This is a genomic window from Legionella longbeachae, assembly GCF_004283175.1.
Classification (GTDB): Bacteria; Pseudomonadota; Gammaproteobacteria; order Legionellales; family Legionellaceae; genus Legionella; species Legionella longbeachae.
This window is the reverse complement of the sequence record NZ_RXNW01000009.1, coordinates 74,422-89,153: the sequence shown is the minus strand read 5'-3', so window position 1 is coordinate 89,153 and position 14,732 is coordinate 74,422. Positions and strand designations below refer to the sequence as shown.

The following is a 14,732-nucleotide window of genomic DNA, read 5'->3' as shown; positions in this document are numbered from 1 at the left end:
AACCAGGTTTTCAGTAACTCATTTCAAAAAGCGTGAACTTAATGGAACCATTTTTCAAAATCTCTAAAGTCTGTATATCTCATTTTACACGTGATATACAGCCAATAAGCCAAAGAGTTACTCAAAAAGCATTTCATTGATTTTTAATAATTTCATTCAAGGAACAGTCATTTTCTATTGCTTCTTTAACCCACGATCCAACTTGATGGTGTGCGTCCCTAAACGGTACTCCCTGCAATACCAATGATTCTAAAAGTGCCGTAGCATCTAAATAGCCACTACTTGCCTTTAATTGCATCACGTTTGTATTAAATTGCACGCTTTGTAAGAAAGGAATCATAATTTCCAAACAAACACTCAAAGTATTTACAGTATCAAACAAACATTCCTTGTCTTCTTGCATGTCTTTATTATAAGCCAAGGGCAAGCTTTTCATTACGGTCAAAATACCCATTAGATGCCCATAAACACGACCACTTTTTCCCCTGATAAGTTCTAAAACATCAGGATTTTTTTTATTGGGCATTAAAGAAGAGCCTGTAGCAAATGCATCATCAAGTGTGATAAAACCAAATTCCTGTGTCGCCCAGAGAATTAAATCCTCAGATAAACGCGATAAATGCATCATGATTATTGCAGCAACAGAGCAAAATTCAATAATAAAATCTCTATCGCTTACTGCATCTAATGTATTTTGAATAATCCCTGTAAATCCCAACGTTTGTGCCACCCATACTCTGTCGAGAGGTAAAGTGCTTCCTGCCAAAGCCCCTGCTCCTAAAGGAGAATAATTCATCCTTTCATGCCAATCGTGTAAACGGTCTAAATCTCGATGAAACATTGCTTTATAAGCTGCAAAAAATTGACCTAAATAAATAGGCTGAGCCTGTTGCAAGTGAGTATAACCAGGCATTTTATCCTGAGCATGGTATTTTTCGAGATCTTCTAAAACACAGAGTAGATGGTTTAAAAGCTTACTGATATGCATTCCCATATCACGAGAGTATAACCTTAGGTCCAAAGCAACTTGATCATTACGACTACGACCTGTATGCAGCTTTTTACCTACTTCACCAATTTTAGCAATCAATAATTGTTCAATGAACATATGAATGTCTTCACAACGCTCATCAAATTCGTGAATTTTATTTTCGAGCTCCTGACCAATTTCCTCCAAGGCGTTACTAATACAGTCTGCTTCACTTTGAGTAATTAGTCCCTGACGAGCAAGCATTTTTGCATGCGTCTGGCTTCCCAATATATCATGCTTAAAAAGTATCTTATCAAAAGGTAATGACGCATTAAAATGCATCACTCTGGGATCCAGTGCTTTCTTAAACCGTCCTCCCCACGTTTTATGACTCATTGCAGCTCTCCTTGCTATTATGTACCTTGCCATAGACCTGGGCCGACAGGGAAAATAAATTAATAAACCCTTCAGCATCTTTTTGATTGTAAACACTATCTTCTTCAAAAGTAGCTAAAGCAGGATCATGAAGGCTGTAAGGTGAATGCATACTCTCAGGAATTATATTCCCTTTAAATAACTGCAGAGCTACAGTACCTGTAATATGCTGTTGTGTGACATCGATTAAAGCATCCAATGCCTTTTTAGCATGAGAAAACCAACGTCCCTCATAAACAAGATTGGCATAAGTGTGTTGTAAGGATTGTTTTAAATGCAATGTTGATCGATCTAAGCATAAACTTTCCAGCATTTGATGTGCTTTATAAAGCACTGCCGCCGCAGGAGCTTCGTACACCCCTCTGATTTTCATTCCAACCAATCGATTTTCGACAATATCTGCCACCCCTATTCCATGTGCTCCTGCAATTTGGTTTAACTCTTGCAGCAACTTAACTGGAGTTGTTTTTTTAGAATTCAGTGCAACAGGTATACCTTGTGCAAAATCGATGTATACAAGCTCTGAGTGATTAGGCGTATGCTCTAAAGCGGTTGTCATTAACAACAGATCATTCGGTTTAGGGAGTCCTGGATCTTCCAATACACCACCCTCGTGCGAAATATACCAAAGATTATGATCTCGCGAATAAGGAGATTTAGGCGTTACCGGTACTTCTATTCCATGTAATTGTGCGTATTCTATTGCTTCTTGTCTTGACTTTATCGTCCAAATTCGCCATGGGGCAATAATTTTAAGTTCTGGAGCTAAAGCTTTTATCGTATATTCAAAGCGCACCTGATCATTACCCTTACCAGTTGCTCCATGAGCTATTGCATCTGCATTTTCTTGCAAAGCAATTTCAACTAATTTTTGCGCAATTAAAGGTCTGGAAATAGTACCTAAAACATATTGATTTTCATATAGCGCTCCTGATTTTACTAGACGCCATAGATAATTACTTACAAACTCTTCTTGAACATTCATCACATAGGCTTTTGTAGCGCCACTTTTAATTGCCTTTTCCTTAATTGCCGATAAATCTTCATTTTGTCCTAAATCACAAACCATTGCGATAATTTCTGCTTGTTGATAATGTTCTTTAAGCCAGGGAATCATCACTGAAGTATCAAGCCCACCTGAATAAGCAAGAACAATTTTTTTTATGGATTCAGTCATCGTTTACTCCTGATAATATTGTTTTAAATGTGCTATTGGTTCAACTAATTGCTTGGGTATCACATCTGCTACTAAATGGCCGTCTTTAAGAATAATTAATCGATCAGCCATCTTGCATAAGAAATCAAGATCATGCGAGGCAATAATCATCGTAACGCCTAGGGACTTTACCGAATTTAATAAACAAATCACCTCATCAATTGTTGCCAAATCAAGTCCTGACGTAGGTTCATCACAAAGTAGTAATTGAGGTTTCATCATCAAGCTTCGTGCTAAAGCAACGCGCTGTTTTTGCCCACCAGATAACTTTTGGGGATAAACATATGCCTTATCGCTAATCCCCAAACTCTTTAAGAACGCATGGGCTTGCTCCTCATGGTTTACGTTTTTATGATGTAATTGTGGCGCATATACTAAATTTTGCATTACAGTCATATGAGGAAAAAGTTGAAAATCCTGGAACATAAAACTACTTTTCCCTACTACGTCAATTGTCCCGGAATCCAGGGTTTCTAATTGTTGGATACAACGCAATAATGTAGATTTTCCACTACCTGATGGACCCGCCAAACCAAGTACGGTATGCGCTTTAACATGAAGTTCTAAATTGCTTAATACCGGTAACTCACCAAAGTACTTACATGCTTTATTTATGGTTAACATAAAGCCCCCCTTTGTTCTATTTTTTTGCCTAAAGTTTCAATTAAGAGAACCAACGCATAGTAATAAAAACCCGCAATACAAAGAGGGAGGAAATAAGTAAATTGTTCCGCGGCAACAGACTGTGCCCTACGCATCAAATCCATACCGCCAATGGTCGCAATCAAAGCGGTTTCTTTGAGTAGAGCGATCATTTCATTAATAAAAGCAGGCAAAACATTTTTAATTACTTGTGGTAAAACAATATCCTTCCATAAATAAAAATTGGGAATGTGTAATGTTTTTGCCGCTTCAAATTGCCCCTTGGGTAAATGCTCGATGCCTGCTCGCAAAATTTCAGCTATATATGCGGAACTGTTCAAACCAAATGTGATTAGTCCCGCCATCATAATATTTGCTTTAATCCCAATTAATGCAGGTACTGCAAAATAAATGAAGCTTAACTGTAAAATGACCGGGGTGCCTCGCATAATCGAAATGAATCCATTAATAAGAGGTTTCATTATTCCTTGATAACGTAATAATGCCAGCAGGGTTCCCAATAAGGTTCCTATCAACAAACCACCAAACAACAGGATTAAAGTTACTAAAATCCCTTCCCCAATATAAACAATATCTTGGTTTAATTCTGCCATTGAGAATCCTCCAGCCATTTTTTCTTCAGTTTGGATAACTCACCACTTTGCTCTAAATCGTGTAAAACGTTATTGAGTTTCTGGGTTAAAGGAGATCCTTTTTTTAGGGCAATACCATATCCATCTTCTGAATGTGCAATAACAGAAAATGACAATCCAGGATTTTTTTGACTATATACAGCACCCTGTATTCCATCTACCAAAACTAAGTCCACATGCCCTGCTTTTAATGCTGCTATAGTTTGATTGTTATTATCCATCACCAATATGCTGGCATCAGGAACATTCTTTTTTAACCAAATTTCCATAGTAGTCCCTAATTGGACCGCTATTTTTTTATCAGTTAATTCTTTTGCACTCTTAATTGGTTTTTCTTGAGGAAATACTGCCGCCATGCTTTCGAAATAATACGGTTCCGTAAAATCAAAGTTCTTGTTTCGCTGTTTTGTAATCGTAATTGTAGAAATAGCTGCATCAACTTGTCCCAAGCTCAATGCAGGTAAAATACCGCTGAATTGCATCGCATCAAAATACGCTACTTTGCCTAATTTTTTAGCGATTAAACGGGCTAGATCTATATCAAACCCTTTAATTTCCCCATAATCATTATATTCAAATGGTGGATATTCTGCAGCTACCGCAAAGTGAATTGCCTGTGTATTTTCATCAGATGAATCTGCATAACATAGTGATATAAAAAAAATTAATCCTGCTAAAGAAATAGAGAAAATTATTTTCATTTGAATTTAAATCCAGTTTTTATGCGTTTTTTAAATTTAACAACGCCCACTTGTTTTGTCAAGGAATTGTGAATATAATTTCTTAAAAGTGATTATGTATTCAAATTTCCAAGTAAAGGAGAGAGAGTAATGAGCCAAGATCCAGCTCTGGATGGGCATATATTAAATATTGTGCAGACAGAACAAATTGAAGAACAAATTGATTTACAAAACGCTTTAAAAAATCGAGGTTACACGATCCCTCAAGCAACTTTATCGCGTCGACTCAAAAAATTAAAAATTGCGAAGATTGGTGGGACTTATCAAGTAATCGATTTTAATTTCCCCAATTTACCCTTGGTTTTAAACATGCAAATTTCAGATTATGGACTAATCATACTCCATACCCATCCCGGAAACGCAAATAGCCTTGCTTTTTACATTGATAGAAAATATGTTTCTTTTTCGCTTCAGAATACACAAAACTCCGGTATTTTGGGGACTATTGCAGGTGATGATACAGTGCTCCTTATCATAAAAAATAAAGAGTTACTGCCGACTGTAATTCAATTGTTATATGATGAGTTTCCTTATTTAAAAAGATAACTGGATGAAACATGCATTCTAACTTCTTTTCGCAAAATGTTAAAACTCGATCCTCTAGTTTTTTAGCTTTCCTAGAGAAGAACTGTATTCTAATTTTAGGGGCATTTAAGTTGTGATGCTGGATGCTTATCAAAGAGCCGTTGGATTTTGCGAAGGAATTTATTAAATCACTCAATCAGGGAATAAAAAAAGAAAGACCTGGCAGAAGAATGCCTCGTCACCAACAATGGTGGTTAGCTTTTTGCATTACGGCTGTTGTATTAACAAATAGTATATGCTGGGCCCAGTTTGAACGAGTCAGCTTGGGTAGATTGACATTGAGGTCCATCTCTTGGATGTTCAGGAGATCTAAATTTTTATGGGAGCAACTGCTGATGTGCAGTGTTCCTGTGGTCCTTGAGACCTATGGTATCAGTGAAGGAGTGCTTGTTTTGGATGATTCTGACCGACCACGGTCGAAAAATACAAAAAACTTGCACAAAGTGCGTAAACTAAAAGATAAAAAAGCAAATGGCTATGTTATGGGTCAAAACCTTGCATTTTTGGTTTTAGTCACGCCCAAAATAACGGTTCCAGTCGGATTTGCATTTTATGAACCAGACCAAGCCCAAAAAGCATGGAGGTTGGAAGATAACCGCCTTAAAAACCGGGTATTGCGAAAAAGAATCGACCACAAGAGCCAGAGGCAAATCCACTATACCCAACCAAGCAAGAGTTAGCACTCCGGTTGTTGAAGGATTTTGCCACCTCCTATCCTAAAATTCATGGGGCATGTATTTTGGCAGATGCATTGTACAGCGATAGCGAATTCATGCATGCGGCAACGATTATTTCTGGTAAAGACCCCCAAGTAATCAGCCAGTTGCGTTCAAACCAAATTATTTGAGACAAGGGACATGAGAAATCAGTTAAAACTTATTTCACATCGTACCCTGGTGTGCGAAAAACAATTTCCATCCGTGGAGGCGAAATGCAAGCAGTCATGCTCGGTGGAGCCAGATTGTGGGTGAAAGTCCATCAAAAAAAGCGCTTTGTTATCGCATTGCATTATGAGGGCGAGCAAGAAGATCGTTATATAGTTGCAACCAATACAACATGGCGAATAACAGATATTGCTAAGGCATTTACAATTCGTTGGCTCGTAGAGGTATTTTTTTCAGACTGGAAGCAGTATGAAGGTTGGTGCCAATTGGCCAAACAACCAGGTATTGACGGATCAAACCGAGGCTTGATCCTGAGCCTGCTGACTGGCCATGCTCTTCTTCATCCTGATCAGAAGGCCTTACTAAAACACAAACTCCCTGTATGCACTGTGAGGAGCTTACGAGAACAAATCCGTTTTGATGCCATTATGACTTTCATTGGTCAGATCATTGACAGTCCTGATCCAGGTACTGCATTGGCAGAACATGTCGAACAAATCAAAAAAATGATGCTCTTGCTCCCTCTAAAAAACACCTAAATCATCGGACATTAGGTCGTTTGCAGCCTACTGCTTCATTAAAGTACAAAGATGCCGCATGATTGATTTGTCAATGTAAAAAAACTAGAAGGTCGAGTATCAAAGAAAAATTAGCAGGTAAAAAAGCGGATTAATATTTAATTCCTTCTGCTTTAAATTCAATAATCCCCGCAGTTGCGGGGATTATTTTAAAACTATTTCAGTAATAACCCTATCCTCTTTTCTATCAATTTTAATCCAGAGTTTTTCGAAATACCAAGGTACCTAAGATAACAATAATTATCGTAAATAAAATAATTGGCCACACATCGGGCCATAGAATATTAAAATCAGCACCTTTCAACATTATATTACGTGTAATTCTAATAAAATGTGTCAGGGGTAAGATTTGACCGATGTATTGAGCCCAAACGGGCATTCCACTAAAAGGAAATAAAAACCCGGAGCTCATTACTGCGACTAAGATGCAAGCACTGATTATCGCAACAGCTTGAAATTGTGTCTTGGCAAATGCCGAAACAGCAAGCCCCAGGGATAAATTGCTAATAGAGTAAAATGCCATAATGAATAGATAAATCAATAAGCTTCCATAAAAAGGAACAGAAAAAACAAAACAAGAAATCATAAGTAAGATAAATAAAATAAAATAACCAACTATAAAATGAGGGATCACTTTGCCAACAATAATATTAGCGGGACTAAGAGGAGTAATTAATAATGTTTCGAAAGTTCCTACTTCATATTCTGAAGTAATTGACATTGCCGTAAGAAGCGTGAGTGTGGTAAAAATTAATACGGAAATTAGACCTGGTACAATATTATATTGTGAAATACCTTCGGGATTAAATTTAGGATGGATATCAAAAACAAAAGGTGTTTGATGATAAGAAAGATAATCTAAAGGACCATGCAACTCGCGTTCAAAGACCTTCGAGGGCAGTTCCGCTGCAGCGCGGAATGCATTTGATATTGAAATTGGGTCTGATGCATCTGCTTCAATCAATACATGCGGTTTTTTCCCTCGAATCAAATCCCTTGAAAAATTAGGCGGTATGTTAATCACAAAAAGCCCTTTTCCACTAAGCAATAACTTCTCTGCTGTTTGTTCTGATTGTGCAACAGAATCTAGCGAAAAATAGTCTGTATGTTTAAACCCTTCGAGCAAGGATCGTGTAAATGAACTGTCTTCAGGCGAAATCACAGTAGTGGGTAAATATTTAGGATTTGTATTAATCATGAATCCAAATAAAAGTATTTGCATTACAGGAATTAAGAATAAGAATAAAAAAGTTGAAATATTTCGTTTGATCTGAATAAACTCTTTTTTAGTAACTGATAAAACCCGCCAAAGCTCCATTTTTATCATTTTATAATCTCTGTGCACCAAATGTCGCAAGCCAAACGAATGCGTCTTCTAAAGTTGAATCGATTATTTTTCCCTGAAAAAATTCATTATTGATATAGGGTTGTATCGCCTTGGATAATTCTTCGTGATTTTTACCACTTACATGCAAGGTGTTATGGAATCGTAACACTTGATCTACCCCGTCTGTAGCTTCTAATTGATGTGCCAACATTGCTAAATTGACTCCTTTTATAGCCCAGGTAGACAAATTCACAGTTCTTAAGATTTCTTCAATAGTTCCAGACATCAGAGTACGCCCATAATACATGTATGCAATTTTGTCACATTTATCTACTTCATCTAAATTGTGTGAACTCAATAAAATAGTAATACCTTCTCTTGATAATTGGTGCATCAGCTCCCAGAATTCACGTCTGGCTTTCGGATCAATATTCGCGGTAGGTTCATCTAATAATAACAATAACGGATCATGCAACAAAGAAACTGCAAGGGAGAGGCGCTGTTTCCATCCACCAGATAATGTACCTGCAATTTGATGTTTATGTTTATATAAATCAAACTTATGCAAATATTTTTCGATCTGATTCTTTCTATCGACAACTCCATATATTTCTGAAAAAAAAAGCATATTTTCGTAAACGGTGAGATCTTTATATAGGCCAAAATTTTGTGACATGTAGCCAACAAGCGTTTTGATCTGTCGCGATTGAGTCAAAATATCAAAACCAACACATTGTCCGATGCCGGAATCCGGAGTAATAAGGCCACATAACATTCTTATCGACGTAGTTTTCCCTGCCCCATTGGGCCCAATAAAACCAAAGATATCACCGTATTCCACTTTAAGTTCAAGATCATCAACTGCATAATTTTTATTGAATCTTTTAGTAAGGTGGCTTACGTCAATGATATAATTACTTTTATTCATAAAAACCCTATAAAAATTATATTTATAGAACAAAATTTGAAAAACTAATCCTATTTATTTCTTCTCAATCTCGAAATAACTTTTTGAAATAGTGATGACGAGTGTTCAACGTTTATCAATTTATTAACGATCTCGGCTTCCATAATTAATACCTCGCTATCAGATTTTGCATAAGCACTTTCTTTTCTTTTCATCTTAGTTAAAAATTCTTCTTCACCAAACATTTGATTTATTTTAACTACAGTAGAACTGCTTTTTTTTAAGTTTAAAAGGATGACTTCGCCATTGAGAAGATAATAAACGGTGTCTGCAATATCTCCTTCCTTATACAAACAAGTTCCTTCAGAAATCTTAATGTGTCGCGCAGTTTTTACTATAGTCTCGATTTTTTCATGGGAAAGATTTCGGAAGGTATGATGAGATCGAATGAATTGAATCAAAAGAAACTCTTCACTCAACTTTTTTAAATTAGGATATCTTATTTGAGGTTGTTGTAGAAATTGCAGAAAATCATAAAGACTTATTTTTAGTAAATGCATCGTAGTCAGTGCCTTTACTGAAGCAGTACGCAGACCCGTACGTGACGAAAACCCCTCTGATGAGAGACCAATAAAATCTCCCGTTCTTAATTCATCAATGCGCATTTCGCGATGGTTTCCTAAAGTATGTACTGACCTTATTACCTCTGCTCTTCCAGAGATAATAAGATAAATACAATCAATGGGATCCCCATCAACAACAATAACTTGTTGTGGTTCTACAAATTCAGACTTGAAATACCGTATCAGCTGATGGGCACTTTGGAGATCAAGCAGGCAAAAAAGCGGATGATGCATAATAAGCTCCGCATAATTTTCTGATTTTTTTTTCATATCCCTGCCTTTAAAATTCAGATGCTTTTAGCATAGTTATTCATTAGTCTAGCGTCCTTCTAAAGAGAAAAATTGCTAAAAAGATAATAAATACGGTAAATATAATTATTGGCCAGGTATCTGGCCATAGAATATTTAAACCAGCTCCTTTTAGCATACTATTTCGGGTTATTCTTAAAAAATGAGTCAGTGGCATAATTTGACTTAAGTACTGTGCCCAATGAGGTATTCCATTAAATGGGAATAAAAATCCCGAGATTAATGTAGCTACCAGTATATAAGCATTTGATAAGCTCACTGCTGTAAATTGTGATTTAGTAAGCGCAGAGATAGCAAGCCCAGTACCTAAATTGGATATTGAATAAGGTGCTAATAACAATAAATAAAGAGGTAGACTGCCATAAAAGGGAATCGAAAATATGAAATAAGCAACTGCCAGTAATACAAAAAAAAGCAAATAGGCCAAAATAAAATGAGGTATTACTTTACCAAATATGATATTTACTGCTGTTAAAGGAGTAATTAAAAGTGTTTCAAAAGTCCCTCGTTCAAACTCTGAGTTAATGGATACGGCTGTAAGAACTGTAAATGTTGCGAATATTAAATAGGCAATTAATCCAGGTATCGTATTGTATTGTGGAATATTTTCAGGATTGTATTTAGCCTGAATCTCAAACTCAAAGGGTATCTCCTCCTTGGGTGCGAGGTATTCAAGAGCACCATGTAAATCATGCTCAAATACCCTTGACGGAAGTTCTGATGCGGCACGAAATGCATTTGCAACAGTGAGTGGATCTGAAGCATCCGCTTCAATTAATACATGTGGATATTTTTCTCTTAGTAGATCTCGAGAAAAATTAGGTGGAATATTAATAATAAATAATGATTTACCACTAAGTAATAGCCGCTCCGCACTTTTTTCATCTTTAGCAACTGTGTCAATTGAAAAATAATGTGTGTTTTTCAATCCTTGCAATAAACTTCGTGTAAAAGGGGTATCTTCTGAGGAAATAATTGTAGTCGGCAAATGTTTGGGATCTGTGTTGATAATGAAGCCAAATAAAAGAATTTGCATTGCGGGTGCAAACAATAACCATAAAAAAACTACCTTATCCCTTCGAATTTGGATAAATTCCTTTTTTGCAATAGACCAAACGCGAAGAAACTTATCTCCTAACATTCATATCCCTTAACGTTGAACATAAAACCACCAAAATTAAGTCCAACATGAAGAACTACTCCCTGAAAAATATTGAAATTCTGTTTCAATAAGAAAAACACCTTTGTCCTTCAAGTAAGAAAATTGATTTTGCTGCATTAGTGTAGGAAGAATTCAGCATGAATATCCTATCTTAATAGTGACCGCACTGACAATCATTGTTTCTCATAAACCTATATTACCTATGGATTCAAATACTTTATCGTTTGGATTATTGTCAATCAATGTAATTTGATGATAATTTTCTAATGTTATCAATTATGATGTTTTTATTTAACAATGAGCGAATATGCAAGAATTCTTCCCGAAAAGTTTAATTGCACTAATCGTATGTATACTGATTAGTGCGTGCAAAGAGGAAAAAAACTCACTGCAAGGATATGTTGATGCGGATTACACCTATGTATCAAGTAGCTTTTCTGGAAATCTCATTAGCTTGGATATTGCAAAAGGAAATCCAGTTCATAAAGGAGATCTTTTATTTACCCTAGATGTACAACCACAAAAATCCCAGCTCAAAAAAGCTAAAGCAAATCTTACACAAACTTTAGCTGTAGCAAAATTAAAGCAATCTGCCCTTGAATACCAAAGTAATCTATTGAAAAGATATCAAAAACTGCTGGCTTCAGGAGGAGTAAGTCGCGAGGAATTCGAAGAGGTTAAGCATAATTACCAAAATGCCAAGGCAGCATTAATAGCCCAAGAAGCAGTAGTTGAATCTTCTACAGCAGAGTTCTCTGAAGCACAATGGGGTGAGTCAAATAAAAAGATGTACTCTTCGATTTCAGGCTATATATACGATACTTATTTTACAGTTGGCGAATTAGTGATTAAGGAACGTCCTGTTTTATCAATTGTTGCTCCCGAAAATCTTAAAGTTATTTTTTACGTTCCTGAACCTTTATTAGCAAAATTAAAATTAAAAAATCAAATAATGATCAGTTGTGACGGATGCAAAAAGATTTACCCAGCAACTGTAAGTTATATTTCTTCGAAAACAGAATATACGCCCCCTTATATATTTAGTGAAACATCAAGAACAAAATTTGTTTATCGAATTGAAGCCAGGCCAGTCAAAACAGCATTTAATTTCTTACATCCAGGCCAACCTGTGAGTATTAACTTGAATTTATGATTCAGAAGAATGATCAAACTGAAACAAGCACACTGGTTCACTTGTAAGGTGTAAATAGAATTTATTTTTAGATAAGAAGATCAAATGCAAAAATTTTTTTTGATTTTATGCACGGTACTGATTACAGGCTGTAAGGTCGGGCCTAATTTCCATGCTCCTGAAGCACCTAAAACCACTCGTTATAATAAGGGCCCTTTAATTACAAAAACTGTGAGTGCTTCGAACTCCACGGGAAAATCACAGCGTTTACACTATAATCGAGATATTTCCAATTCCTGGTGGACTCTTTTTCACTCTAAGGAATTAAACCACCTCATCGATCAAGGATTAAAAAATAATCCAACAGTAGCGATGAGCAAAGCAAGTTTACGTAAGGCGCAGGCTAATTTACGTTTCATTGCTGGCCCAAAGTTGCTCCCAACAGTCAATACTCAATTTCTTGGAAGTCGTGAACGAAATACGTTGCTTGCTACTGGAATAAATATTAACCCATTAGCTGGGCAAAAACTCCCGTTTTCTATCAAGAATCAATTTGATCTTTATAATGCATCAGTGAGTGTATCTTATAGTCTGGATTTATTCGGAGGCAATCTTCGGCAGTTAGAGGCCTTACGTGCTGCGATTGATTATGAGTTTTTTGAATTGGAAGCTGCTTATTTAACTCTAACGGCCAATATAGTGACTACCAGCATCACTATAGCATCATTACACGATCAGTTAAAAACGACACAAGCGCTCATCAATTGCCAAAAAGAGTTGTTACAAATAACAACAAACAATTACAATTTAGGACATATATCTCGTTTCGATGTACTAAATAGTGACAATAATCTGAAAGAAACACTAGCGACTTTACCCTCTATTAAAGAAGGTTTAGCAAGAAAATATAATGCTCTTGCTGTACTTGTTGGATCATTACCTAGCGAGAACTATTTCGTTAATTTCAGTCTAAACAGTCTTCATTTACCTACGGAATTACCAGTGAGCTTACCCTCTCAACTGGTAAGACAAAGGCCTGATATACGCAGTGCCGAATCGCTATTGCATCAAGCCAGTGCAGAGATCGGTGTTGCGACAGCTGATCTATTCCCTAAATTTAACATCTTGTCTAATTATGGATGGTTCTCAACAACATTAAGCACTTTATTTAATCCTATGAATAGTGTATGGAATTACGGAGGACAAATCGCACAAACTTTACTTAAAGGAGGTGCATTACGTGCTAAAAGAAAAATGGCAATTGCAGAATTCGAGTACGCATGTGCCCGATATAAAAAAATAATGCTTGAAGCTTTTCTAGACGTAGCAGATGTACTGCATGCTCTTGAATTTGATGCCGAACTTCTTCAGGCTCAGGTAAATTCTGAACAAAATAGACAATCCCGATTAAAGTTAATCACAACTCAATATCAACTTGGTAAAACAAATTATTTGTCTGTCTTAAACGCGAGAGAGGCTTATTTGCGTGCTCATTTAAATGTAATTCGAGCAAATGCAGCACGTTATAATGATACGGCGGCACTTTTTCAGTCCTTGGGAGGGGGATGGTGGAATAACCCTCAAAACAAGCAAGCTAATTTGTAATTCGGTTATCTTGCTTCATGTTCCTCAAATAAGAAACACTTGGCCTGATTTTTTATTATTAAACTATAATTTTAAATTAGTAGTGTCACTAACTCACTAAGGTTTTGCAAATGAAACGCATTGCCTGGATTACTGGTGCTGCCTCTGGTATAGGTGAGGCAGTCGCTAAAGAAATACATGCCCAGGGTTATCAACTCATTCTTTCTGACTGTAATCAAACAAAACTGCAACAGTTAGCTCATGATACTCAGGGCGATATTTTTGTGTTTGACGTAAAAGAAAGAAAGCAAAATTTAGAGATTGGAGCGAAAATAAAAGAGAAATATGGATATGTTGATGTTTTTTTCTTAATGCGGATAAATATGAAGCTCTTAACGTAAAAAATTTTGACAGCGAGATTGTTGAAGAGACCATGAAAATCAATTTTTTAGGTGTGATTTATGGCGTTGAAACAACCCTGCCTCTTTTACGTGCTGTCGGCATGAGTAGCATGTCAAATATTTGTTTGCCAAGAGCTCAGGCTTATGGGGCAAGTAAAGCTGCATGCCGTAATTTTTTTCAAGGACTAAGAATTGAGTTAGCGAAAGAAAAAATTATTGTCTCAACAATCCTACCTACATTTATAAAAATCCTTTAACAGATGAACTTAAGATTCCCCAATTTTTTCTTTATAGTTCAACCAAAGCGGCTAAAAAAATATTAAATGGAATTGAACAGAAAAAAGCAGAAATCAAAACACCCGCTTCACTCGTCCACATCACAAACTTATTGAGCTATCTTCCAGATAAACTTATTTCATTCCTTTAAATGGTCAAAATATAAACTATAATATAAAATTATAATCATTAGGCCGGCAAAAATAATACCAATAACCGAGGCCTAATTTGAAGAACATGGGTAGTAACTGTGGGATATGTAAAATTACTTAATACTCATCTCAATGGTCCCTAGGTTTTCTCTGGAA

General features: G+C 36.2%; 16 protein-coding genes. 7 read left to right on the top strand and 9 right to left on the bottom strand.

The annotated features are described in order from the left end of the window. Window positions 1–133 precede the first annotated feature (133 nt). From argH to EKG34_RS10520, 5 genes are read right to left on the bottom strand one after another with little or no spacing between them, the layout of a single operon-like run. Window positions 134–1,366 (bottom strand): argininosuccinate lyase, encoded by a 1,233-nt coding sequence (gene argH, locus EKG34_RS10540; protein ID WP_003636213.1) that lies wholly within the window; start codon window positions 1,364–1,366, stop codon window positions 134–136. Beyond that, entirely contained in the window at window positions 1,356–2,582 is a 1,227-nt protein-coding gene (locus tag EKG34_RS10535) for an argininosuccinate synthase (RefSeq protein ID WP_012979282.1), read from the bottom strand. The genes argH and EKG34_RS10535 overlap by 11 nt, the downstream gene beginning before the upstream one ends. Before the next feature lie 3 nt (window positions 2,583–2,585). Beyond that, window positions 2,586–3,245, bottom strand: a complete 660-nt coding sequence (locus tag EKG34_RS10530; RefSeq protein WP_003636209.1) for an amino acid ABC transporter ATP-binding protein — start codon at window positions 3,243–3,245, stop codon at window positions 2,586–2,588. Next, window positions 3,239–3,877, bottom strand: coding sequence for an amino acid ABC transporter permease (locus EKG34_RS10525; protein ID WP_003636207.1), 639 nt, complete (start codon window positions 3,875–3,877; stop codon window positions 3,239–3,241). The genes EKG34_RS10530 and EKG34_RS10525 overlap by 7 nt, the downstream gene beginning before the upstream one ends. Next, window positions 3,865–4,617 carry a substrate-binding periplasmic protein gene (locus EKG34_RS10520; protein WP_003636205.1) on the bottom strand — a complete coding sequence of 251 codons (753 nt, stop codon included), beginning with the start codon at window positions 4,615–4,617 and terminating at the stop codon, window positions 3,865–3,867. The genes EKG34_RS10525 and EKG34_RS10520 overlap by 13 nt, the downstream gene beginning before the upstream one ends. 129 nt (window positions 4,618–4,746) lie before the next feature. Between EKG34_RS10520 and EKG34_RS10515 the strand changes: the two genes are divergently transcribed. The 3 genes from EKG34_RS10515 (at window position 4,747) to EKG34_RS10505 (ending at window position 6,664) form a co-directional block, all read left to right on the top strand. Next, a complete protein-coding gene (locus EKG34_RS10515; RefSeq protein WP_003636203.1) occupies window positions 4,747–5,202 on the top strand; it encodes an arginine repressor in 456 nt (151 codons plus the stop codon). A 122-nt stretch (window positions 5,203–5,324) separates the two neighbouring features. After that, window positions 5,325–5,921 carry a hypothetical protein gene (locus EKG34_RS10510; protein ID WP_003636201.1) on the top strand — a complete coding sequence of 199 codons (597 nt, stop codon included), beginning with the start codon at window positions 5,325–5,327 and terminating at the stop codon, window positions 5,919–5,921. 251 nt (window positions 5,922–6,172) lie between these two features. Beyond that, a complete protein-coding gene (locus tag EKG34_RS10505; RefSeq protein ID WP_003636197.1) occupies window positions 6,173–6,664 on the top strand; it encodes a hypothetical protein in 492 nt (163 codons plus the stop codon). Window positions 6,665–6,896: 232 nt separating this feature from the next. Here EKG34_RS10505 and EKG34_RS10500 read toward each other — a convergent pair whose 3' ends face one another. Genes EKG34_RS10500 through EKG34_RS10485 form a run of 4 tightly spaced genes read right to left on the bottom strand, consistent with a single transcriptional unit; the run spans window position 6,897 to window position 11,010 of the window. After that, the gene (locus tag EKG34_RS10500; RefSeq protein ID WP_035905057.1) at window positions 6,897–8,030 is read right to left on the bottom strand and encodes an ABC transporter permease; all 1,134 of its coding nucleotides are present in this window, start codon (window positions 8,028–8,030) and stop codon (window positions 6,897–6,899) included. Window position 8,031: 1 nt separating this feature from the next. Further along, window positions 8,032–8,958: an ABC transporter ATP-binding protein gene (locus tag EKG34_RS10495; RefSeq protein WP_003636193.1), complete on the bottom strand. Its 927-nt coding sequence runs from the start codon at window positions 8,956–8,958 to the stop codon at window positions 8,032–8,034. A 50-nt stretch (window positions 8,959–9,008) separates the two neighbouring features. Then, window positions 9,009–9,830 carry a cyclic nucleotide-binding domain-containing protein gene (locus EKG34_RS10490; protein WP_012979285.1) on the bottom strand — a complete coding sequence of 274 codons (822 nt, stop codon included), beginning with the start codon at window positions 9,828–9,830 and terminating at the stop codon, window positions 9,009–9,011. Between the two features lie 43 nt (window positions 9,831–9,873). Next, window positions 9,874–11,010: an ABC transporter permease gene (locus EKG34_RS10485; RefSeq protein ID WP_003636189.1), complete on the bottom strand. Its 1,137-nt coding sequence runs from the start codon at window positions 11,008–11,010 to the stop codon at window positions 9,874–9,876. A 328-nt stretch (window positions 11,011–11,338) separates the two neighbouring features. On the opposite strand from EKG34_RS10485, the gene EKG34_RS10480 reads away from it, so the two are divergent. The 4 genes from EKG34_RS10480 to EKG34_RS18830 all read left to right on the top strand — a co-directional run bounded on the left by EKG34_RS10480 (window position 11,339) and on the right by EKG34_RS18830 (window position 14,405). Further along, window positions 11,339–12,184, top strand: coding sequence for an HlyD family secretion protein (locus EKG34_RS10480; RefSeq protein WP_003636187.1), 846 nt, complete (start codon window positions 11,339–11,341; stop codon window positions 12,182–12,184). 84 nt (window positions 12,185–12,268) lie between these two features. Beyond that, window positions 12,269–13,768: an efflux transporter outer membrane subunit gene (locus EKG34_RS10475; RefSeq protein ID WP_003636185.1), complete on the top strand. Its 1,500-nt coding sequence runs from the start codon at window positions 12,269–12,271 to the stop codon at window positions 13,766–13,768. A gap of 110 nt (window positions 13,769–13,878) precedes the next feature. Continuing rightward, entirely contained in the window at window positions 13,879–14,148 is a 270-nt protein-coding gene (locus EKG34_RS18835) for an SDR family NAD(P)-dependent oxidoreductase (protein ID WP_049774985.1), read from the top strand. Window positions 14,149–14,180: 32 nt separating this feature from the next. Continuing rightward, window positions 14,181–14,405, top strand: a complete 225-nt coding sequence (locus EKG34_RS18830) for an SDR family NAD(P)-dependent oxidoreductase (protein ID WP_049774986.1) — start codon at window positions 14,181–14,183, stop codon at window positions 14,403–14,405. The last annotated feature ends 327 nt before the right edge of the window (window positions 14,406–14,732 follow it).

Excerpts from the sequence above, each read along its gene's own strand:
- argH (WP_003636213.1), bottom strand. The coding sequence starts at position 1,366 with ATGAGTCATAAAACGTGGGGAGGACGGTTTAAGAAAGCACTGGATCCC.
- EKG34_RS10535 (WP_012979282.1), bottom strand. The coding sequence starts at position 2,582 with ATGACTGAATCCATAAAAAAAATTGTTCTTGCTTATTCAGGTGGGCTT.
- EKG34_RS10530 (WP_003636209.1), bottom strand. The coding sequence starts at position 3,245 with ATGTTAACCATAAATAAAGCATGTAAGTACTTTGGTGAGTTACCGGTA.
- EKG34_RS10525 (WP_003636207.1), bottom strand. The coding sequence starts at position 3,877 with ATGGCAGAATTAAACCAAGATATTGTTTATATTGGGGAAGGGATTTTA.
- EKG34_RS10520 (WP_003636205.1), bottom strand. The coding sequence starts at position 4,617 with ATGAAAATAATTTTCTCTATTTCTTTAGCAGGATTAATTTTTTTTATA.
- EKG34_RS10515 (WP_003636203.1), top strand. The coding sequence starts at position 4,747 with ATGAGCCAAGATCCAGCTCTGGATGGGCATATATTAAATATTGTGCAG.
- EKG34_RS10510 (WP_003636201.1), top strand. The coding sequence starts at position 5,325 with ATGCTTATCAAAGAGCCGTTGGATTTTGCGAAGGAATTTATTAAATCA.
- EKG34_RS10505 (WP_003636197.1), top strand. The coding sequence starts at position 6,173 with ATGCAAGCAGTCATGCTCGGTGGAGCCAGATTGTGGGTGAAAGTCCAT.
- EKG34_RS10500 (WP_035905057.1), bottom strand. The coding sequence starts at position 8,030 with ATGATAAAAATGGAGCTTTGGCGGGTTTTATCAGTTACTAAAAAAGAG.
- EKG34_RS10495 (WP_003636193.1), bottom strand. The coding sequence starts at position 8,958 with ATGAATAAAAGTAATTATATCATTGACGTAAGCCACCTTACTAAAAGA.
- EKG34_RS10490 (WP_012979285.1), bottom strand. The coding sequence starts at position 9,830 with ATGAAAAAAAAATCAGAAAATTATGCGGAGCTTATTATGCATCATCCG.
- EKG34_RS10485 (WP_003636189.1), bottom strand. The coding sequence starts at position 11,010 with ATGTTAGGAGATAAGTTTCTTCGCGTTTGGTCTATTGCAAAAAAGGAA.
- EKG34_RS10480 (WP_003636187.1), top strand. The coding sequence starts at position 11,339 with ATGCAAGAATTCTTCCCGAAAAGTTTAATTGCACTAATCGTATGTATA.
- EKG34_RS10475 (WP_003636185.1), top strand. The coding sequence starts at position 12,269 with ATGCAAAAATTTTTTTTGATTTTATGCACGGTACTGATTACAGGCTGT.
- EKG34_RS18835 (WP_049774985.1), top strand. The coding sequence starts at position 13,879 with ATGAAACGCATTGCCTGGATTACTGGTGCTGCCTCTGGTATAGGTGAG.
- EKG34_RS18830 (WP_049774986.1), top strand. The coding sequence starts at position 14,181 with ATGAAAATCAATTTTTTAGGTGTGATTTATGGCGTTGAAACAACCCTG.